We start from the raw sequence: 21,474 nt of genomic DNA on the forward strand, positions 1-21,474 counted from the left end.
TTCGCCCTGAAGGCCCTGTGGCTTGGGTCTAGGCCACCCGCACGCCGACGAGGCAGGTGTCGTCGTCCGTGTCGGACTTGCTGTAGGTGAGCAGGCGGTCCAACTGCTGGTCCAGCGTGGGCGGTACCGTGCGCGCGGCCAGCAGCAGCTGGGCCAGCGACTCTTCCACGGACCGGTCCCGGCGTTCGATCAGGCCGTCCGTGTACATCAACAACGTGTCGTCGACGGCCAGTTGGACCTCGTGTTCCTCGTACGTCGCCTCGGGCGCGGCGCCGAGCAACAGCCCCGTGATCAGGGGCAGCGGCGTCGCGTCGTTGCCGCGTACCAGGACGGGCGGCAGATGGCCGGCCCTGGCCCAGCGCAGGGTGCGGCGGTCGGGGTCGTACAGGCCGCAGACCGCCGTGGCGGTGACGACTCCGGTCAGATGGTGGGCGACCATGTTGAGCCAGGACAGCAACTGGCCCGGTCCGGCGCCTGTCACGGCGAGACCGCGCAGCGCGTTGCGCAGGACGACCATGCTGGTGGCCGCCTCGATGCCGTGTCCGGCGACGTCCCCCACGCACAGCAGCACCAGCCCGGACGGCAGCACCACCGCGTCGTACCAGTCGCCGCCGACCAGGTGCTGGGTCTCGGCGGGCCGGTATCGGACGGCCACGCGCAGTCCGGGGGCCTCCAGCGGGGCCTGCGCCGGGGGCATGATCGCGTGCTGGAGCTGGAGGGTGAGCCGGTTGCGTTCGCTGGCCTGCTGCTCGGAGTGGGCGAGTTGGTCGCGGGTGGCGGCGAGGGCGACCTCCGTCCAGTGGTGGGCGGAGATGTCCTGGTAGGCACCCCGGACGACGAACAGCCGGCCGTCGGAGTCGAGGACCGGCTCGGCCACCACCCGGATGTGCCGGGTCACGCCGTCGGGCCGCTGGAGCCGGAAGGCGGCGGACGCGGCGCGACGGTGGTGCAGCAGGGTGCGCAGGAACCTGCCGACGACGACCGCGTCGTCGGGGTGGGCGTGGGCGGGCAGATCCTCCAGCGGGACCGGGCCGCTGACGGACGGCTTGCCGTAGAGGCTGAAGAGCTGGCCGTTCCAGGTGATCTCGCCGGTGAGGAGGTTCTCCTCGAAACCGCCGATGCGGCCGAGGCGCTGGGCGTGCTGCAGCAGGCTCGCCAGCCGTGCCGTCTCGTCCTCCATACGCCAGACGAGCAGGACGCTGCCACCGTGCCGGCTGACGCTGATATCGGCGACCGAGGCCAGCGGCACGTCGTCCACCAGGGCCGTGAGCCGCATCCGGTGGGCGCGGAACGGCTCACCCGTGGCATAGACCCGTTCGATCTGGTCGAACAACTCGCTCTCGCCGGCGGCCATCGGATACGTCTCCAGGAGCAGGGCTCCACTGACGGCGCCTCGCGGCCGGCCGGCCGGGTCGAGGAAGGGGATGTTGACGTGGTGGATACGGAAGTCGACCAGTTCCCCGGTGGCGTCCAGGTGCGGAACCAGCACCAGCGCCGGGTCGTGGAGACCGTCGGCGAGGTCCATGAGTTCGGCGGCGTCCGGCAGGATCCCGGGCCGTGTGTCGGCGTCGGGGTGGTGTGGAGCGTAGGTCTCCAGGGTGTGCGCGCACAGTTCGGCGAGGGCCTCGACCTGGCGGACGATCTGTGGAGGCTGGGCTCCCAGCGGTGTGGGCCAGACGATTTCCAGGACTCCGTGGATCCGCCCGCCGGTGCCCGCCGGCAGGGCGACCCGGCCGCCGTCGGCGTGGTGGCTCCGGCCGATGGAGGGCAGGCCGGTCTCCGCCAGACAGGAAATCCACTGGCCCGCTCGCTCACCGAGCCCTCGACGGGCCACCGTGACCACGCCCGGCGGCACATAGCGCCAGCGTGCCGCCTCCGCGGCCGGGAACCCGGCGCTGCCCGCCAGGGTGAGGGAGCCGTCGGCGCCCAGCGCCCAGATGGCCACGGCTTCCGCGCCGAGCGGCGTCAGAGCGTGTTCCAGCAGGGAGTCGGCCACGGCCTGCGTGTCGGGCGCGGCCAGCGCGCCGCTCTCGGCGGTCCGCAGCCGTACGGCGAAGGAGCCGTCCCTGGGCGGGTGGGCGGCGTCGGCGCGGTCCGCCGTGGTCTCGAGGAGCGCCGTCGTCACGTCGGAGAGCCGGTCACGCGCGGCCTGGTTGATGACTTCGACGGCGAATTCCAGGGGTGTCACGCCCGCCTGCTCGGTCAGCTCCGCGAGTTGCCGTGCCGCCTGCGACGGCCCGCACCCGAGCCGCTCGACGAGGATGCCCTTGGCCAGCTCGATCAGGGCACGGCCGTCCGCTTCCGCGTGGGCCGTCTGCACCTCGCGGCGCAGTCGCTCGACGGTCGCCGCGAGTCTGCCCACGGGGGAGGGCTGCCCCGCGTGGTCGTCCTCTTTCGGTCCGGCGTCCAGCGGCTCGGCCGGCGGATGGGGAATGCTCACGGTTGACCTGTTCCTCGGCTCGGGTGTCCTCGGACACCACGCGGTCGGTCGGCGCGCGGGGCGGTGCGGCTCCCCGTCATACGGACAGCCAGCGCCGGACGCGGCCGATGAGGTCGTTGGTGTCGACCGGCTTGGTGACGTAGTCGTTCGCGCCCGAGGCGAGGCTCTTCTCCTGGTCGCCGGGCATGGCCTTCGCGGTGACGGCGATGATGGGCAGATCGGCGTACTGGGGCATGGCCCGGATCTCCGCGGTGGCGGTGTAGCCGTCCATCTCGGGCATCATCACGTCCATCAGGACCACCGAGATGTCCGGATGGGCGAGCAGCATCTCGATGCCCTTGCGGCCGTTGTCGGCGTGCAGGACGTTGAAGCCGTGCAGCTCCAGCATCCCGCTCAGCGCGAAGAGGTTGCGCGCGTCGTCGTCGACCACGAGCACCGTACGGCCGGCGAAGGCGCCGTCGACGACCTGTGCGGCCGGGCGCTGGGACTCGTCCGTACGGACCAGTGACAGCACGTCGCCCGGCTCCTCGGCGGACAGGTGCAGGGTGATCCGTTCGCGCAGCTCGTCCAGGCTGGACAGGAAGTCCAGCGGGCGGCCGTCCGCACGGGAGCGCAACGCCTGCTCGTGCGCCTGGTCCACGCGATGACCGGTGTGCACCAGTACGGGGACGCCGGCCAGCGCCGAGTCACCCTCTATGGCGTCCAGCAGACGCGTCCCCTCGTCGTCGGGCATCCCCAGTTCCAGGACGACACAGTGGCAGGGCTCGGCGGCCAGTGTGCTCGCCGCCTCCTGTGCCCCGATCGCCGTGATGATGTCGATCGCCCCGAGCCGGCCGTCGTCGGGCGCGAGGTCCGCGACCGCGCGTTCCGCGACGAGGGTGAGCAGTCCGCGCGGACGGTCCTCGACGACGAGGAGGCGGCGTCGGCGCTGTTCGGGTGCCGTGGGGGAAGCGGAGTCCGGCCGGGAGACGGACGGGAGTTCACGGCCGGCCGTTCGGGAGTGCTGCTCCGTCGGAGGGCCGCCGCCGTCGAGCACCTCCTCGAAGTCGGCGCGTGCCACGGGGAGGTAGAGGGTGAAGGTGCTGCCCTGGCCGGGCGTGCTGTCCACCATGACGGCGCCGCCGAGCAGCTGGGCGATCTCCCGGGTGATCGACAGGCCGAGTCCGGTGCCGCCGTACTTGCGGCTGGTGGTGCCGTCCGCCTGCTGGAAGGCTCCGAAGATCGTCTCCAGTTGCTGCTGAGGAATGCCGATACCGGTGTCCCGCACCCTGAAGGCCACGACGGGACCGCCGCGGACGACGCCGGCGGGCACCTCCCGGTCGGCGGCGGGTTCGATGCGCAGGGCGACACTGCCCTGTTCGGTGAACTTCACCGCGTTCGACAGGAGGTTGCGCAGGATCTGGCGCAGCCGGGAGTCGTCGGTGAGCAGGTCGGCGGGCGTGCCCGGGGCGGTGGCCACCGTGAAGTCCAGGCTCTTCTGCGTCGTCATCGGCCGGAAGGTCGCCTCGACGTACTCCAGCAGTTTGCGCAGCGGGACCCGCTCGGGGGTGACGTCCATCTTGCCCGCCTCGACCTTGGACAGATCGAGGATGTCGTTGATCAGCTGCAGCAGGTCCGAGCCCGCCGAGTGGATGATGCCCGCGTACTCGACCTGCTTGGGCGTGAGGTTGCGCGAGGGGTTCTGGGCCAGCAACTGGGCCAGGATCAGCAGGCTGTTGAGCGGGGTGCGCAGTTCGTGGCTCATGTTCGCCAGGAACTCCGACTTGTACTTCGAGGCCAGCGCCAGCTCCTGTGCGCGCGTCTCCAGCTCCTGCCGTGCCTGCTCGATCTCCAGGTTCTTGGCCTCGATGTCGCTGTTCTGCGAGGACAGCAGGGATGCCTTCTCCTCCAGTTCGGCGTTAGAGCGCTGGAGTTCGTCCTGCTGCACCTGCAACTCCTCCGACCTGGCCTGCAGTTCGGCGGTCAGCCGCTGGGACTCGCCCAGCAGTTCGTCGGTGCGGGCGTTGGCCACGATGGTGTTGAGGTTGACGCCGATGGTCGGCATCAGCTGGGCGAGGAAGTCCTGGTGGATCTGGGTGAAGGCGGTGACGGAGCCCAGCTCGATGACCCCGAGCACCTGGTCCTCGACCACGATGGGCAGCACCACCAGGGCGCTGGGCACGGCCTGTCCGAGACCGGAGGAGATGGTCACGTAGCCCGGCGGCAGTTCCTCCACGCTGATGGGGCGCCGGTTGCGCGCGGCCTGTCCGACCAGGGAGCGTCCGACGGGGATGCGGTCCGGCCGGTCGGTGTCGTCCGGATAGCCGTACGAGCCCACCAGCCGCAGTTCGGGGCCGCGTTCGGTGTCCTCGGCGAGGTAGAAGGCGCCGTACTGGGCGGAGGCCAGCGGCGCGAGTTCGTCCATGATGAGCTCGGCGACGACGGGCAGGTCACGGTGGCCCTGCATCAGGCCGGAGATCCGGGCGAGGTTGGTCTTGAGCCAGTCCTGCTCCTGGTTGGCCCGGGTGGTCTCCCGCAGGGACTCCACCATGGAGTTGATGTTGTCCTTGAGGTCGGCGACCTCACCGGAGGCCTCCACGGTGATCGAGCGGGTCAGGTCGCCCTCGGCGACGGCACTGGTCACCTCGGCGATGGCACGGACCTGGCGGGTGAGGTTCCCGGCGAGTCCGTTGACGTTCTCCGTCAGCCGCTTCCAGGTGCCTTCGACGCCCTCCACCTCGGCCTGTCCGCCGAGTTGGCCCTCGCTGCCGACCTCGCGGGCGACGCGGGTGACCTCGGCGGCGAACGACGACAGCTGGTCGACCATCGTGTTGATGGTGGTCTTCAGCTCCAGGATCTCGCCGCGGGCGTCGACGTCGATCTTCTTCGACAGGTCGCCGTTCGCGACCGCCGTCGTCACCAGGGCGATGTTGCGGACCTGCCCGGTGAGGTTGTTGGCCATCGAGTTGACGTTGTCGGTGAGGTCCTTCCAGGTGCCCGCGACGTTCGGCACGTGTGCCTGGCCTCCGAGGCGTCCCTCGGTGCCCACCTCGCGGGCGACGCGGGTGACCTCGTCGGCGAACGCGGAGAGCGTGTCGACCATGGTGTTGATGACGTCCGCCAGAGCCGCGACCTCGCCCTTGGCCTCGACGGTGATCTTCTGGGAGAGGTCGCCGCGCGCGACGGCCGTGGCGACCTGGGCGATCGAGCGGACCTGGCCGGTCAGGTTCGACGCCATCACGTTGACGTTGTCCGTCAGGTCCTTCCAGGTCCCCGACGCGCCCCGGACGATCGCCTGTCCGCCCAGATTGCCCTCCGTGCCGACCTCGCGGGCGACGCGGGTGACCTCGTCGGCGAAACCGGAGAGCTGATCCACCATCGTGTTGATGGTGTTCTTCAGCTCCAGAATCTCCCCACGGGCATCCACCGTGATCTTCTGCGAGAGATCGCCCTGAGCCACCGCCGTGGCCACCTGGGCGATGTTGCGGACCTGCGAAGTGAGGTTGCCCCCCATGAAGTTGACGGAGTCCGTGAGGTCACGCCAGGTGCCCTTCACGCCCTTGACGTCGGCCTGTCCGCCGAGCCGGCCCTCGGTACCGACCTCACGGGCCACGCGGGTGACCTCGTCGGCGAAACCGGAGAGCTGATCCACCATCGTGTTGATGGTGTTCTTCAGCTCCAGAATCTCCCCACGGGCATCCACCGTGATCTTCTGCGAGAGATCGCCCTGAGCGACCGCCGTGGTGACCTGGGCGATGTTGCGAACCTGGGAAGTGAGGTTGCCCGCCATGAAGTTGACCGAATCGGTCAGGTCGCGCCAGACGCCACCGACTCCGGGCACCTGGGCCTGTCCGCCGAGCCGGCCCTCGCTGCCGACCTCGCGGGCCACCCGGGTGACCTCGTCGGCGAACGCGGAGAGCTGGTCGACCATCGTGTTGACGGTCTCCTTCAGCTGAAGGATCTCGCCCCGCGCGGGGACGTCGATCTTCTGCGACAGGTCGCCCTTGGCGACCGCGGTCGCCACCTGCGCGATGTCACGCACCTGGGTGGTCAGATTGCCCGCCATGGCGTTGACCGAGTCGGTCAGGTCGGCCCAGGTGCCCGAGACCCCCGGCACCTCGGCCTGGCCGCCGAGGGTGCCCTCGGTGCCCACCTCGCGCGCCACCCGCGTCACTTCGGAGGTGAACACGGACAGTTGGTCCACCATGCCGTTGAACACCGTGGCGATGTCGCCGAGGAGCCCCTCGCCGTCGGACGGCAGCCGGGTGCCGAAGTCGCCGTCCCGTACGGCGGTCAGTCCGGCCAGGAGCTGCCGTAGCTCCTGCTCGCCCGGGGCCCGGTCGACGGCCTCGATCGTCCTGCTGCTCATGCGCACCCTCGTTCCGCTCCCCAAGAGCCCTCACGGCGAGGACTCGGAACCCGCGCCGGGCCGGTGGAAGGCCCGCTCACCGACCGCGTTTCCGCAGTTCGCCGACCGGCCGGATGAGAAAATCCGGTGAAGATTAACTCAGCTTCGGGCACACGACCAAAGCCTGGCGCGGAGATATCGGTCGGCCGAAAAAGACCTGCATCAGGCGGATTACACGAACGAACACTGGGCACTCGTGCCGGTTCGGCTCCGCCGCTCACAGTGCCCTCGGCGCCCTGTCCGGACCGGTGGGTTCCGGCCGGTGCGCGTCGTGCCAGGCCCACCTGCGCGGGGGGCCTCTCGGCCATTGCGGGCTCACCGAAAATGCCCCACCCTGTCGGCCGGACGCCAGGACGGCAGGACGGCCTGGCGCCATGACGTGAGAGAAGAGAGGCCCCGCATGGCCGCGACTCAGCGCAGAAGCCGGAAGATCATGATGACGCCGGACGAGCTGGACGAGTTCCTCACCACTCAGCGCATGTGCCGGGTCGCCACACTGTCGAGTGACGGCGCCCCGCATGTCAGTGCCCTCTGGTTCGCCTGGGACGGCACCTCGCTGTGGCTGTACTCCATCGTGCGCAGCAAGCGCTGGGCCGACCTTCGTCGCGATCCGCGCGTCGCGGTCGTCGTCGACTCCGGCGAGGGGTACGGGGAGCTGCGTGGCGCCGAGCTGTCGGGCACCGTGGAGTTCGTGGGCGAGATACCCCGCTCCGGCGAGCCGTGTCCCGAACTCGCCCTGCTGGAACCGCTGTTCGCCCGCAAGAACTTCGGCCTGGAGGAAATGCCGCACGACGGCCGGCATGCGTGGATCCGTCTGACCCCGGCGAAGACCGTCTCCTGGGACTTCCGCAAGCTGTGACGCCCGTCCCTCATGAGGGGGGCGCCTGTCACCTGCGCAGCACGTCAAGTATTGGTAATGGTTTCCATATCGATTGGATCCGGCGATGTTTTTGACATTCATTTCCATCTACTGTGGCGAGCGCACCCTTGCTGACCACCTGTCGTGGAGGATCCATGTCCCCGTCCCCGTCCCGGCGCCTCGCCCTGATCACCGGCGCCTCACTGGCCCTCCTGACGGGGTGCGGCAGCTCGTCGGACTCCGGCGGTGACGGGAGCGGTGCGCAGGAACCGGCTGCCTCGTCCAAGATCGTCGTGGTCGCCTCTACGAACGTCTACGGCGACATCGTCGAACAGATAGGCGGCGCGAAGGTCGACGTCACCTCGATCATCAGCGACCCCGACCAGGACCCGCACTCCTACGAGGCCAACACCCAGAACCAGCTGGCCCTGTCCAAGGCGAAGGTCGTCGTCGAGAACGGCGGCGGCTACGACGACTTCGTCGACCGGATGCTGAAGAGCGGCGGCTCCTCCGCCGAGGTCGTCAACGCCGTCAAGGTCTCCGGGAAGACCGCCCCGAAAGGCGGCGAGCTCAACGAGCACGTCTGGTACGACTTCCCGACCGTCGCGAAGATCGTCGACCGTGTCGCCACGGCGCTGGGCAAGGCCGACGCCGACGACGCCGCCCTCTTCACCAGGAACGCCGAGGCCTTCAAGGCCAAACTCACGGCGCTGGAGGCGAAGGAAGCCCGGATCAAGAAGGAGCACGCCGGCGAGGGCGTCGCCATCACCGAACCCGTGCCGCTCTACCTGACCACCGCGAGCGGGCTGGTGAACAAGACGCCCCCGGCGTTCAGCGAGGCCATCGAAGAGGGCGACGACGTCTCTCCCAGGGTCCTGCAAGCCACGCTGGCCGTGTTCAGCGACAAGCAGGTCGGAGCGCTGGTCTACAACGAGCAGACCTCCGGCCCGCAGACCGAGAAGTCCAAGGCCGCGGCCGAGGCGGCCGGCATCCCCGTCGTACCCGTGACCGAGACCCTGCCCGCGGGCAAGGACTACCTCGGCTGGATGACCTCCAACGTCGACGCGCTCGCGAGCGCGCTCGCCAAGTGAGGCAGCCCGCCCCGGCCGCCGTACCCCTGCCCCGTCAGGCCGAGGGGCCCGCCGGGGGCAGCGGCTCCGGGGCCGTGGTCAGTCTGCGCGGCGCCGAACTGTCGTACGGCGCCCGTGTGGTGTGGCAGGGCCTCGACCTGGACGTACGGCCGGGCGAGTTCCTGGCCGTGCTCGGGCCGAACGGATCGGGCAAGACCAGTTTCGTCCGGGCCCTGCTGGGCCGGCAGCCCCTGTCCGCCGGAACACTGACCGTCCTCGGCGGCTCCCCGCGCGAGGCCGGCCGGTACCTCGGATACGTCCCTCAGCAGGCGGAGGTGTCCGCGCAGGCGATGCTGCGGGCCCGCGATCTCGTGCGCTTCGGCATCGACGGGCACCGCTTCGGACCCCGGCTGCGGACGGGCGCCGTCCGTCGGCGGGTCGACGAGATCCTCGCCTCCGTCGGAGCCACCGCGTACGCCGACGTCCCCCTCGGCATGCTGTCCGGCGGCGAACGGCAGCGCGTCCGGATCGGGCAGGCCCTGGCCACCGATCCGCGCATCCTGCTCTGCGACGAGCCGCTGCTCTCCCTCGACCTGAACCACCAGCGGGCCGTCACCGAACTCGTGGACGCCCGCCGCAGGTCCCACGGCACGTCCGTGGTCTTCGTGACCCACGAGATCAACCCCGTGCTCGGCCTGGTCGACCGCGTCCTGTACTTGGCGCCGGGCCGTCACCGGATCGGCACACCGGACGAGGTGCTCACCTCCGAGTCGCTGTCGGAGCTGTACGGCACCCGGGTCGACGTCGTCCGTGTCCGGGGGCGGGTCGTGGTCGTCGGCGCCCCCGACGGACCGGCCACTCCCCCGCATCACGCCCAGGAGACCGCCCACGGGGTGGTCCGCCAGACCGAGGAAGTGCACCCATGACGCTCGCCGAGGGGGTCTGGCACCAGATCTTCAGCTTCGACAACTACGGCGAACTCCTGGCGCTGGTCCGCAACTCCCTGATCGCGGGTGCCGCGCTCGGCCTGGTCGGCGGACTGGCCGGGGTCTTCGTCATCATGCGCGACCTGCCGTTCGCGGTGCACGGCATCAGCGAACTGTCCTTCGCGGGCGCGTCGGCGGCCCTGCTGCTGGGTGTGAACATCGTGGGGGGCTCGATCGTCGGCTCGCTTCTCGCGGCCGGCGCGATCGGGGCCCTGGGCGCGCGGGCCCGTGACCGCAACTCGGCGATCGGCATCCTCATGCCGTTCGGTCTCGGGCTCGGCGTGCTCTTCCTCGCTCTCTACAAGGGCCGGGCGGCCAACAAGTTCGGCCTGCTCACCGGGCAGATCGTGGCCGTCGACACCCCGCAGATGACCTGGCTCCTGGGCACCTCGGCCCTGGTCCTGGTCGCCCTGGTCGTCATCTGGCGCCCGTTGACCTTCGCCAGCGCCGACCCGGACGTCGCCGCCGCCCGTGGTGTGCCGGTGCGCGGACTGTCCTTCGCCTTCATGCTCGTGCTCGGTCTCACCGTCGCCCTGTCGGTCCAGGTCGTCGGCGCTCTGCTGGTCCTGACCCTCGTCGTCACACCCGCCGCGGCCGCCGCGCGCGTCACCGCGTCCCCGGTTCTGTTGCCGCTGCTCAGCGTGGTGTTCGCCGTGCTCTCCGTCGAGGGCGGCATCCTGCTCGCCCTGGGCAGCTCCATCCCCATCAGCCCGTACGTCACCACGATCTCGTTCTCCATCTACGCGCTGTGCCGCCTGGCCGGCGCCTACCGGACCCGGCGCTGGGGAGACCGGAGGACGGTCCCGCAGCCCGCCTGACACCGGATCTCCGGATCCGAATGTCCGGTGATCCGGATGTCCGGAGATTGGGACGCGGCCCCTCCCGCACCGGCCCTTGTCACACACGGACGAAGCCCGGTCCCCTGGGACTCACCTCGCGCACACAGAACGGTGATTGACCCGGGCCCCTCCATCGTCGCTGCCATATTCGAAAGCCACTTTCGGAGGTGGCTGTGACGCTAGAGGCGACAACATCCTGGGACGCACATCTGCCCGACCGCACCGCCGACCGCATCACCGTTCTGGAGAGCCGCCGGTCGCGGGCGCTGACGGAGGGCGGGCCGGGAAGACGCGGGGAGTACGGCGCCCGCGAGCGGATCGACCTGCTGCTCGACGAGGGATCGTTCACCGAGACCGGGATGTTCGTCCGGGCCCGGCCCACCGGGGACGGCACCCCCCGCCCGTACGGGGACGGGGTGGTCACCGGGCACGGCACGGTCGACGGACGTGCCGTCTGTGTGTTCGCCCAGGACTCCACGGTCTTCGGCGGCAGCATGGGCGAGGCATTCGGGGAGAAGACGGTCGCCCTGATGGACCTCGCGATGAGGACCGGCTGCCCGGTGATCGGGCTCAACGACGGCGGTGGCGCCCGTATCCAGGAGGGCGTCGCCTCGCTCGCCCTCTACGCCGAGCTGGTGCGCCGCAATGTCCAGGCGTCCGGGGTGATCCCCCAGCTGTCGGTCGTGCTCGGGCCGTGCGCGGGCGGGGCCGCCTACTCGCCGGCCATCACCGACTTCACCGTGATGGTGGACGGCGCCTCACACATGTTCGTCACCGGGCCCGACGTCATCGAGGCGGTCACCGGGGAACGCACCAGCGCCGAGGACCTGGGCGGCGCCCGCACCAGCAACTCCGTCAACGGCAACGCCCACTTCCTCGCCGCCGACGAGGTGGAGGCCCTCGACACCGTACGGGACCTGCTGTCGTACCTGCCCGCCAACAACCTGGAGCGGCCTCCGCAGTACGCGCCCGTGGCGGCGCCCACCGACCGGTGTCTCGACGAGGTCGTGCCGGACCGGCTCGGGCAGGCCTACGACATGCGGGACATCCTGCACGCGGTTGTCGACGGCGGTGAACTGCTGGAGATCCAGGAGCTGTTCGCGCCGAACATCATCTGCGCGCTGGCCCTCGTCGAGGGCGCCTCCGTCGGTGTCGTCGCCAACCAGCCGCTCCACAGCGCCGGTGTGCTCGACATCGACGCCTCCGAGAAGGCGGCGCGGTTCGTGCGGTTCTGCGACGCGTTCGGCATCCCGCTGCTGACCTTCACCGACGTCCCCGGTTATCTGTCCGGCGTCCGTCAGGAGCAGGCCGGGATCATCCGGCGCGGCGCCAAACTGCTGTACGCGTACGCCGAGGCGACCGTCCCGAAGGTCACGGTGGTGGTGCGCAAGGCGTACGGCGGCGGGTACGCCGTGATGGGCTCCAAGCATCTGGGTGCCGACATCAACCTCGCCTGGCCCAGCGCCCGTATCGCCGTCATGGGCGCCGAGGGCGCGGTGGGTGTCCTGCACCGGCGTGAACTGGCCGCCGCCGCCGACCCGGACGCGCTGCGGGCCGGCCTCGTCGCCGCGTACGAGAGCACGCACGGGACGCCCTACCTGGCCGCCGAACGCGGGTACGTCGACGCCGTCATCGCCCCGCGCGACACCCGGGACCACATCGTCCGTGCCCTGCGCGCGCTGCGCGGCAAGCGCGCCCCGATGCCGACGCGCAGGCACGGCAACATCCCGCTCTGAACCGCACGAGGCCTCCGAGCCGACCGAATCCCGCTGTTCCGCCGTTCCCGCCGTTCCCGCGATGTGAGGAGCCATGCCCGATGGACAGCCGCCGCCCCCCGCTCGCCCCCGCCACTGCTCCCCGGAGTCTGCCGGAGTACGTGCGGCACTGGGCCGAAACCACCCCCGACCGCCGGGCGTTCACCTTCGTCGACCATCCCGCCCCGCGGTCGCGCGGCGTCCACCGCACCCTGACCTGGCGCCGACTGGACCTACGGGTAAGGGCGTTGGCCGCCCGGCTCACCGAAGAGGCCGAGCCCGGAACCCGGGTGGCGCTGCTCTGCCCGCAGGGTAGGGAGTACGTCACCGCCTTCCTGGCGGCGCTCACGGCCGGGCTGGTCGCCGTACCCCTGTATCCGCCGGGCCTGTCCGGGCACGGTGACCGGCTCGCGGCCGTGCTGGACAACGCGTGCCCGGCGCTAGTACTGACGACCAGTCAGGTTCTTGATGAGGTACGGGACTTCTGTGCCCGTCTGCCGGTGCGGATCGTCGCCGTCGACCAAGTGCCCGACGACGTCGCGGATTTCCTGCCGGTCGCACCTGACGACGATGCCATCGCCTACCTCCAGTACACGTCCGGCTCGACCCGTTCCCCGGCCGGCGTGGAAATCAGTCACGGCAATGTCGTCGCCAACGCCCGTCAGGCGCTGGCCGCTTACGGCGTGGACGAGCGTCCGGTGACCTGTGTGGGCTGGCTGCCGCTCTACCACGACATGGGGCTCGTCTTGAGTGTCGCCGCTCCCGTCGAGCGGGGACTGCTGTCGGTGCTGATGGATCCCGCCGCGTTCCTGCACGAGCCGGTGCGCTGGCTGCGGCTGCTCGCCGCGCATCCGCGCGCACTGAGCGCGGCCCCCAACTTCGCCTACGACTACTGCGCTTCGGCCGTCACCGACGCCCAGAAGAGGGAACTGCGGCTGGACGGTGTCGCCGCGCTGCTCAACGGCAGCGAGCCGGTCCGCCCCGGCACCGCCGACCACTTCCACGCCGCCTTCGCCGCCCAGGGACTGGCGCCCGACACCCACTGTCCGTCGTACGGGCTTGCCGAGGCCACCGTCTTCGTCAGCGCCGCCCGGCCCGGGGAGCCGCTCCGCAGGTTCACGCTCGACCGTGACGCGCTCACCGCCGGGAAGGCCCTGCTCGCGCGGGCCGACGATCCGGAAGCCGTGACGCTGGCCGGCTGCGGGACTCCGGCGGGGCAGCTGGTCCGTATCGCCGACCCCGTGTCACGCGCCCGGTTGACCGAGGGAGAGGTCGGCGAGATCTGGGTGCAGGGTCCCAACGTGGGTCGGGGCTACCGGAATCGGGACGAGCAGACCCGGCGGGTGTTCGGTGCCACGTTCGCCGACGACCCGGCCGACCGCGGTCACTGGTTGCGCACCGGCGACCTGGGGACGTTCCTGGACGGGCAGTTGATCGTCACCGGGCGACTGAAGGACCTCATCGTCGTCGACGGCCGCAACCACTATCCGCAGGACGTGGAGGCCTCGGTGCAGGACGCGGACCCGGTCGTGCGGCGCGACCGGCTCGTCGCGTTCGGGGTGCCGGGTGACGAGGGCGAGCGGGTGGTCGTCGTGGCCGAGCACGTACGGAGCGTCGGGCTCACGGAGATCGACGTACCGGGGCTGGTGCGGGCCGTGCGCGCGGCCGTCTCGGCCCGGCACGGGCTGCGGCTCGCCGACGTCGTCCTCGTGCCGCCGGGCACCGTGCCCCGTACGTCGAGCGGCAAGGTGGCACGGGCCCTGACCCGGCGACGCTATCTGGAGGGCGCCTACACGCCGGAGCCGGCCGCGTGAGGGGCGCCGACAAAGGCCGGACACGTCAGCTGGTCAGGGAGCGGGTGGCCGCCTGGAGCGGTACGGCTCCCGGGGACGTGCCCATGGACCGGCCGCTGGCGGACCTCGGAATGTCGTCGCGGGACGCGGTCGTGCTGGCCGGGGACCTCTCGCGGGCGACCGGTCGTGAGCTGTCGGCGACGCTGCTGTGGGAGGCACCCACCGGTGAGGCCTTGGTGGAGTACCTGTGCCGCACGGAACCAGGGACGGCGGCCGGCCCCGACCCGGTGGACAGACCGGCCCCTCCCCCGCCCCCGGCCGACGAACCCGTGGCGGTCATCGGGGTCGGCTGCCGGCTACCCGGGGGTGTGCACGGGCCGGGCGACTACTGGCGGCTGCTGACCGACGGTGTCGATGCCGTCCGCCGGGTCCCCGAGGACCGCTGGCGCGACTTCGCCCCGTTCCCGCCCGCCGAGGCACCCCTGTACGGCGGTTACCTCGACGACATCGCCGGGTTCGACGCCGACTTCTTCCGTGTCACCCCGCGCGAGGCCGCGGTGATGGACCCGCAGCAGCGGATCCTGCTGGAGGTCGTCCACGAAGCCCTCGACCATGCCGCCGTCCCCGCCGCCTCCCTCGCCGGCAGTGCCACCGGTGTCTTCGTCGGCGTCTCCGCCGCCGAGTACGGCTCACTCACCGGCGCCGACCCGACGGCCGTCGACCCCTGGGCGCCCGCCGGCGCGGCGCCCAGCGTGACCGCCGGGCGGCTGGCCTACGTACTGGACACCCGGGGGCCGGCCATGGCCGTCGACACCGCCTGCTCGTCCTCGCTGGTCGCCGTGCACCAGGCCTGTGTCAGCCTGCGCACCGGTGAGAGCGACACGGCGATCGCCGCCGGGGTCAACCTGCTGCTCTCGCCGACCGTCGGCGTGGCGTTCCGGCGGGCGGGGGCTCTCGCGCCGGACGGGCGGTGCAAGCCGTTCGCGGCGGCGGCCGACGGCATCGGGCGCGGCGAGGGATGCGCGGCCGTGCTGCTCAAGCGGCTGTCCGACGCCGAGCGGGACGGCGACCGGGTCCTCGCCGTCATCCGCGCCACCACCGTCAACTCCGACGGCCGCTCCAACGGCCTCCTGGCGCCCAACCCCACAGCCCAGAAAGCCCTGTTGGCCACTGCCTACGCCCGCGCCGGGCTCGATCCGGCGTACGTCGACCACGTCGAGGCGCACGGCACCGGTACCCCGCTCGGCGACCCGATCGAGGCGGGCGCGCTCAGTGCCGTACTGGGGGCGGGCCGCGACCCCGACCAGCCGCTGCTGCTCGGCTCCGTCAAGGGCAACCTCGCCCATCTGGAGTCCGCAGCGGGCATCGCCGGGCTGGTGAAGACGGTCCTCGCGCTGCACCACGACACCGTTCCGCCGTCCCTGCACTGCGCGGAGGGGAGCGCCCTGGACGACGAACGGCTGCGGGTGGTCACCGAGTGCGAGCCGTGGCCGCGCTACGGCGGTACGGCCACCGCCGGGGTGTCCGGGTTCGGGTTCGGCGGCACCAACGCCCATGCGGTACTGGAGGAATGGCGGCCCGACGTCCTGCCGTCTCCCCAGGAGGAGGAACCGGTCGCCCGCCTCCATCTCCTCTCCGACGTCGACACCGTCCGTCTGCGGGACACCGCGACGCGGCTCGCCGACTGGCTCCGTACGCCCGAGGGCGGCGCCGCGCACCCCGCCGACGTGGCGCGCACGCTCGCCGGACGTGTCGGGCGGGGTACCGTGCGCGCCGCGGTGGTCGCCCGCGACGGCGACGAACTGGCGGACGGGCTGCGGGCGTTGGGGCAAGGAGATCCGCACTCGCGAGTTGTGACAGGCGAGCGGGATCTCGTCGGGCGCGGTCCGGTGTGGGTGTACTCCGGGTACGGCAGCCAGTGGGTCGGCATGGGGCGGCGGCTGCTGGCCGAGGAACCCGCCTTCGCCGCCGCGGTGGAGAAGCTCGATGCGCAGATCGCCCCGGAGTGCGGGCTGTCCCTGTACGAGCACCTGGCGGACGGCCGCGACCTCGACCGCCTGGAGGTCGCCCAACCCGTGCTGTTCGGGCTGCAGTTGGCCCTCGCCGAGCTGTGGCGTTCGTACGGTGTCGAACCCGCCGCCGTCATCGGCCATTCCGTGGGTGAGGTGGCCGCGGCGGTGTGCGCGGGCGCCCTGGAGGTGTCGGAAGCCGCCCGGGTGATCGCCGTACGGGCCCGGCTGCTCAGCGGACTGCGGGGCGGCGCCATGGCTGTCGTCGACCTCGCCGACGGTGAACTCGACGTCCTGGCACGGGACTTCCCCGGTGTCTGCGTCGCCGTGCACTCCTCGCCCCTGCAGAAGATCGTCGCCGGGGAGGAGCCGGCGGTGACCCGGCTCGTGCGGCGGCTGGAGCAGGAGGGGCGGACCGCTCGCGCCCTGCGTGTCGTCGGCGCCGGGCACTCACCCCAAGTCGAGCCGCTGCTGGCGGAGTTGACGGGCTCCCTGGCCGACGTCCGGGGCGGCCGTCCCCGGGTCCCCGTCTACTCCACCGTCCTGGACGACCCACGCGACGACTCCCTCTTCGACGCCGCCCACTGGGCGGCGAACCTGCGGCGGCCCGTACGCCTGGACCGGGCCGTCGCGGCTGCCGCGGCCGACGGTCACACCGCCTTCGTCGAGATCTCGCCGCACCCTGTCCTGACCAGGGCCGTCCTCGACACCGCGCCCGGCGCCCTCGCCATCGGCACCCTGCGCCGCGACGACGACAGCGGTGCCGGATTTCTGGCCCGGGTCGGCGCCCTGTACTGCGCGGGCGGGCGCCTGTCGTCACCTCCGGGCCGCGTCATCGACCTGCCCGCGCCGCGCTGGCGGCATGTCCGGCACTGGTGGACGGACGGGCGCGCGGCGCCCACCACATCCGCAACGCCCACAACGTCCGCGACCGGCACGGTGACCGAAGAGGCCCGCGTGCCGGACCCGTCCGTCTCCGGCCGGCTGCGTCATCACATCGCCGCCGTCACCGGCCACCCGACGACCCGCCTCACGCCCTCCACCGTCCTGGCCGACCTCGGCCTGGACTCCCTAATGGCGGTCCGTGTCCGCACCGCGCTGGAAGCCGAGTTCGGCATCGAGCTGCCCCTGCGCGAGCTGCTCGGCGCCACCTCCGTCCAGTCGCTGGCCGACCGGCTCCAACAGGCGCTCCCGACCGGCGAGTCGGCCGGTTCCCTGCGTACCCTGCGCGCCGGGGGCTCCCGGCCCCCGCTCTTCCTCGTCCACGCCGCCGGTGGCACGACCGACGTCTACCGGGCGCTGGTCGAACGGCTCGGCGAGGAGCGGCCGGTGTACGGACTGGAACGGCTCCCGGACGCCCGTACGGTGACCGAGAAAGCGCGCCGCTACGCCGAGGCCGTCACCGCCGCGCACCCCACCGGGCCCTGTCTGCTGGGCGGTTGGTCCTTCGGAGGCTTCGTCGCCCAGGAGACGGCACGGCAACTCGGCGCCGCCGGGCGGGACGTGGAACTCGTGGCGCTCATCGACTCCGTACGGCCCCTCCCCCGGCCCGGGGACACTCCGGGCGACCGGATCCGCGCCCACTTCGAGGGCTTCGCCGGTCACGTCGCCGACGCGTACGGCGCCCAACTGGAGCTGCCGTACGACGAGTTGCTCGCGATGGACGACGACAGCGAGCGCATCGACATCGTGCTGCGGGCCCTGCGCGAGGTCGCCGACATACCGCCCGCCGCTCTGGAGCACCAGCGCTCCTCCTACCTGGACCTGAGGATCGGTGAGGCCCACCGGCCCGGGACCTACGACGGGCGGGTGGTCCTGTACCGGGCCACCGAGCCCGCCCCGCACACCGTGCGCGACCCCGCGTACGAACGGGACGACGAGTCGCTCGGCTGGGACGAGGTGTGCCCGCGGCTGACGGTCGTAGCGGTCGCGGGGCACCATCTGTCGCTGCTCGACCCGCCGTGCGTGGACGAGATCGCCGCCGGGTTGCGGCGCGCACTCGACGAACAGAGCCGCTGAACCGGACGACGAGGAGCAGACCATGGACCGTCCCAGCACCCGAGTGTCCCGACGCGCTGTCACCAAGGCCGCCACGGCCGTCGGTCTGACCGCGCTGCTCGGCAGCAGAGCCGCCACCGCCCGAGCCGCGACCCCGCTCTCCGCCCGCACCCTGGACATCACCGTGTCGTCCCCCGCCCTGGGCCGCAGCGCACCGGTCCGGCTGATCCTGCCGTCGAGTTTCGGCACGCAGACGGGGCGGACCTACCCCGTGCTGTATCTGCTGCACGGCGCCCACGACGACTACACGTCCTGGACCCGGGAGACGGACATCGAGGCCTTCACCGAGGGCAGGGACCTGATCGTGGCGATGCCGGACGCGGGCCCCACCGGCATTCCCAGCGCCTGGCGCGGCGGCCCCGACTACGAGGTCTTCCAGCTCACGGAGGTGCCCGCGCTGCTCGCCCGCCAGTACCGGGCCTCCGGTGTCCGGGCCGTCGCCGGTGTCTCCACCGGCGGCTACGGCGCCATGTCGCACGCGGCACGCCATCCGGGCATGTTCGCGGCGGCGGCCTCGTACAGCGGCATCCTCGACACCATGGCACCCGGTGTGCCGCCGCTGGTGGACGCCATCGTGGCCCGCGAGAACCTGGCGCCCGGCTCCCTGTGGGGCAATCCCTTCCTGAACCTCCTCACCTGGCGCGACTTCAACCCGCGGTCCCGCGCCGAGGGGCTGCGCGGCACCCCCCTGTACGTCTCCAGCGGCAGCGGAGTCGTCGGTGGCACCGGTGACTGGCTGCCCGAGGCGCTGGAGAGCGCCCTGTGGCTCTCCGCGCACGCCTTCACCGACACGCTCGCACTGCTCCGCGTCCCGGTCACGACCCACTACTACCCGGGCGGAGGACACAGCTGGGCCTACTGGAGGGGCGAGTTCAGGGCGTCCTGGCCGATGCTTGCCAGGGGCCTGGGGCTGCCCGAGTGAGGCCGGTACCGTCGGGGCACGGAACGGAGCGCAGGGGACGTCCGTCCAACCCAGGACTTGTCCCTCGCCCCACGGGCACCAACCCGAGGGTGAGCCTCTTCCGGGTGAAAGGAGGGCCCTCCGTGGCGACCCCCGCCGCCCCGCACGGTGAACCGGACGGCCCCGGAGCCGCCGCCGTACCGCCCGAACTGGCCAGACTGCTGCGCAACCAGCTGGAGGCCGTCGCCGACGAGGTGGAGGAGGAGGTACGCAGACAGGTCCCCGAGTACGCCGTCCGGTCGGCCGACGGAGCGAGCCGCGCACTCCTCAGATCCGGGGTCGTCCAGGCGCTCACCCTGTTCGTCGACCACATCGCCGATCCGTGCTGCCGGGGAGACTCGATCACCGCGATCTACCACGAGCTGGGGCGCGGCGAGGCGCTGGAGGGCCACAGCCTCGAAACGCTGCAGTCCGCGCTGCGGGTCGGGGGGCTGCACGCCTGGCGGCTGCTGGGCCGTACGACCGAGGAACTCGGGCTGGACTCCTCGGTGATGGCCGGGCTGGGCGAGCTGGCGTTCCGGACCGTGCACGAGGTCGCCGAGGCAGCGGCGGCGGGGTACGCGGAGGGGCAGCTGCGCAGCGCGGACGAGCTGGAACGCCGCAGGGGGCGGCTGCTCGCGCTGTTACTGGGCGAGCAGCCGGTGTTACCGGAGGCGGTGCGGGACCTGGCGCACGGCGCCCGTTGGTCCGTACCGCCGTACGTCGCGGTCGTCGTCCTCGCGGCCCCGTCGGACCAGCGGGAGGAGCGGCCGCTGGCCGCCGCCGGGGCGCTGGTGGACATGGAGTCCCGGCCGCCACGGATGCTGGTGCCAGACCCGGACGGCTCGGGCGGCTTCGGCGGCCGGGCGTTCACGCTCGCCCTACGGGGGCGGCCGGCGGCGATCGGGCCGACGGTCCCCCTCGTCGAGGCGGCCAGGTCGCTGCGCTGGGCCGTCCGGGCCCTCGGGCTGATGGGGCGCGGGATACTCCCCCGGCAGGGGGTGGTGCGCTGCGCCGACCATCTGTCGACCCTGCTGCTGCACAGCGACGAACCCATGCTCGACCTGCTCCGGACCCGCGCCCTCGCTCCCCTCGACGGGGTCTCCGAGCAGCCGCGCGGCAGGCTCGCGGAGACACTGCTCGCGTGGCTGCTCAGCGGCAGCAACGTGCCCGAGGTCGCCGCCCGCCTCCACGTCCACCCGCAGACGGTCCGCTATCGCCTGCGCCAGCTGGAGAAGCTCTTCGGTGAGGCCCTGCACGACCCGGGAAACCGCCTGGAGCTGATTCTGGCACTCACGTCGGCACAAAAAAACGAGGAATTCCTGAATTCCCGTCCATAACTCTCGGTGCGTCAACACTAATACGTTCGGGACGTCCTTTCTCATAGGCGCTTGACCGCGCCCGACCCGCAAAGGATCCCCCATGCGTATCCGCTTCTGTCTCGCCGCGCTCGCACTCGTCGGCGGGGCCGGACTGACCACCCTCTCGGCACCCGCCGCCACCGCCGCCGCCTGTAGCGACATCGACGTCGTCGCAGCTCGCGGCACGTTCGAGCCGGGCACGCTCGGCGCGATCGTCGGCGACCCGGTGTACTCCGCCCTCCAAAGGAAACTGACGGGCAAAAGCCTGTCCAGCTACAAGGTGAACTACCCCGCGGACCTTTCGCTCACCTCGGCCGCGCAGGGAAACTCGGATCTGGTGAACCACGTCAGGGGCCAGGCGACGGCGTGCCCGAACCAGCGTTTCGTGCTCGTCGGCTATTCGCAGGGCGCAAACGTCGTCGACAACTCCATCGGAATCAGCAGCGCCGGCGCGGTGGTCGGCAGCCCGATCGTGGCCACCATTCCCGCCGCACTGGAAGGAAGGGTCGCCGCGGTGCTGCTGTTCGGCAACCCGATCCGGGCCATCGGCAAGAGCGTCACCGGCACCTACCAGAGCCGCACCATCGACTTCTGCGCCAAGGGTGACCCCATCTGTGAGAACGGCGGGGGCGACGTACTGGCCCACCTCGGCTACACGGCGAACGCCGCCGCGGCGGCCGACTTCGCGGCGACCAAGGTCTGAGCCGCGCGAGCCCACGGCCGTAGCCGACCGCCTTGGCGTTCCTTTTCTACCGGCCTCGAACGGCGTCTCGAACTGGTTCGCTCACCTGTCGACACCGGCCGACTGCGGACCATGCCGACCGGGCTGCCCGCTGCCGCGTTTCGACGGCGGGCGCCCGGTCCTGGCGGTCGACGTGTCGCCGTGGCTTCGCTCGGACCCGCCACCTGGTAGAGGCGTCCGCCCGGGTGTGGCCAGATTGATCGTTGTACGACTTCCGTCTGGGTCTGAGACTGCTG

At 71.6% G+C, this 21,474-nt stretch carries 12 protein-coding genes; 10 read left to right on the top strand and 2 right to left on the bottom strand.

Annotation, left to right across the window (positions count from 1 at the left end; genetic code table 11):
• Positions 1–28: 28 nt before the first annotated feature.
• Together OG241_RS05145 and OG241_RS05150 are read right to left on the bottom strand one after the other, a co-directional pair.
• The gene (locus OG241_RS05145) at positions 29–2,410 is read right to left on the bottom strand and encodes a SpoIIE family protein phosphatase (RefSeq protein WP_405826051.1); all 2,382 of its coding nucleotides are present in this window, start codon (positions 2,408–2,410) and stop codon (positions 29–31) included.
• 106 nt (positions 2,411–2,516) lie between these two features.
• A complete protein-coding gene (locus tag OG241_RS05150; RefSeq protein WP_405813928.1) occupies positions 2,517–6,788 on the bottom strand; it encodes a HAMP domain-containing protein in 4,272 nt (1,423 codons plus the stop codon).
• Between the two features lie 439 nt (positions 6,789–7,227).
• Between OG241_RS05150 and OG241_RS05155 the strand changes: the two genes are divergently transcribed.
• From OG241_RS05155 to OG241_RS05200, 10 genes are all read left to right on the top strand, one after another.
• The gene (locus tag OG241_RS05155; protein ID WP_405813929.1) at positions 7,228–7,686 is read left to right on the top strand and encodes a pyridoxamine 5'-phosphate oxidase family protein; all 459 of its coding nucleotides are present in this window, start codon (positions 7,228–7,230) and stop codon (positions 7,684–7,686) included.
• A gap of 155 nt (positions 7,687–7,841) precedes the next feature.
• Entirely contained in the window at positions 7,842–8,777 is a 936-nt protein-coding gene (locus OG241_RS05160; RefSeq protein WP_405813930.1) for a metal ABC transporter solute-binding protein, Zn/Mn family, read from the top strand.
• A 26-nt stretch (positions 8,778–8,803) separates the two neighbouring features.
• Entirely contained in the window at positions 8,804–9,682 is an 879-nt protein-coding gene (locus OG241_RS05165; RefSeq protein ID WP_405826053.1) for a metal ABC transporter ATP-binding protein, read from the top strand.
• Complete coding sequence (locus OG241_RS05170) at positions 9,679–10,560, top strand: metal ABC transporter permease (RefSeq protein ID WP_405813932.1); 882 nt, start codon at positions 9,679–9,681, stop codon at positions 10,558–10,560. The genes OG241_RS05165 and OG241_RS05170 overlap by 4 nt, the downstream gene beginning before the upstream one ends.
• A 194-nt stretch (positions 10,561–10,754) precedes the next feature.
• The gene (locus OG241_RS05175) at positions 10,755–12,317 is read left to right on the top strand and encodes an acyl-CoA carboxylase subunit beta (protein WP_405826055.1); all 1,563 of its coding nucleotides are present in this window, start codon (positions 10,755–10,757) and stop codon (positions 12,315–12,317) included.
• 80 nt (positions 12,318–12,397) lie between these two features.
• Positions 12,398–14,149 carry a fatty acyl-AMP ligase gene (locus tag OG241_RS05180; RefSeq protein ID WP_405813933.1) on the top strand — a complete coding sequence of 584 codons (1,752 nt, stop codon included), beginning with the start codon at positions 12,398–12,400 and terminating at the stop codon, positions 14,147–14,149.
• Positions 14,146–18,156 carry a beta-ketoacyl synthase N-terminal-like domain-containing protein gene (locus OG241_RS05185; RefSeq protein WP_405813934.1) on the top strand — a complete coding sequence of 1,337 codons (4,011 nt, stop codon included), beginning with the start codon at positions 14,146–14,148 and terminating at the stop codon, positions 18,154–18,156. The genes OG241_RS05180 and OG241_RS05185 overlap by 4 nt, the downstream gene beginning before the upstream one ends.
• Before the next feature lie 22 nt (positions 18,157–18,178).
• Complete coding sequence (locus tag OG241_RS05190; RefSeq protein ID WP_405813935.1) at positions 18,179–19,117, top strand: alpha/beta hydrolase; 939 nt, start codon at positions 18,179–18,181, stop codon at positions 19,115–19,117.
• 122 nt (positions 19,118–19,239) lie between these two features.
• Complete coding sequence (locus OG241_RS05195; RefSeq protein WP_405813936.1) at positions 19,240–20,475, top strand: PucR family transcriptional regulator; 1,236 nt, start codon at positions 19,240–19,242, stop codon at positions 20,473–20,475.
• 82 nt (positions 20,476–20,557) lie between these two features.
• Positions 20,558–21,199: a cutinase family protein gene (locus OG241_RS05200; protein WP_405813937.1), complete on the top strand. Its 642-nt coding sequence runs from the start codon at positions 20,558–20,560 to the stop codon at positions 21,197–21,199.
• Positions 21,200–21,474: the final 275 nt, after the last annotated feature.

The organism is Streptomyces sp. NBC_01390 (assembly GCF_045040105.1).
In the GTDB taxonomy this organism is placed as follows: domain Bacteria; phylum Actinomycetota; class Actinomycetes; order Streptomycetales; family Streptomycetaceae; genus Streptomyces.

Coding starts and splice junctions, on each gene's coding strand:
- OG241_RS05150 (WP_405813928.1), bottom strand. CDS start 6,788: ATGAGCAGCAGGACGATCGAGGCCGTCGACCGGGCCCCGGGCGAGCAG.
- OG241_RS05155 (WP_405813929.1), top strand. CDS start 7,228: ATGGCCGCGACTCAGCGCAGAAGCCGGAAGATCATGATGACGCCGGAC.
- OG241_RS05160 (WP_405813930.1), top strand. CDS start 7,842: ATGTCCCCGTCCCCGTCCCGGCGCCTCGCCCTGATCACCGGCGCCTCA.
- OG241_RS05170 (WP_405813932.1), top strand. CDS start 9,679: ATGACGCTCGCCGAGGGGGTCTGGCACCAGATCTTCAGCTTCGACAAC.
- OG241_RS05180 (WP_405813933.1), top strand. CDS start 12,398: ATGGACAGCCGCCGCCCCCCGCTCGCCCCCGCCACTGCTCCCCGGAGT.
- OG241_RS05190 (WP_405813935.1), top strand. CDS start 18,179: ATGGACCGTCCCAGCACCCGAGTGTCCCGACGCGCTGTCACCAAGGCC.
- OG241_RS05200 (WP_405813937.1), top strand. CDS start 20,558: ATGCGTATCCGCTTCTGTCTCGCCGCGCTCGCACTCGTCGGCGGGGCC.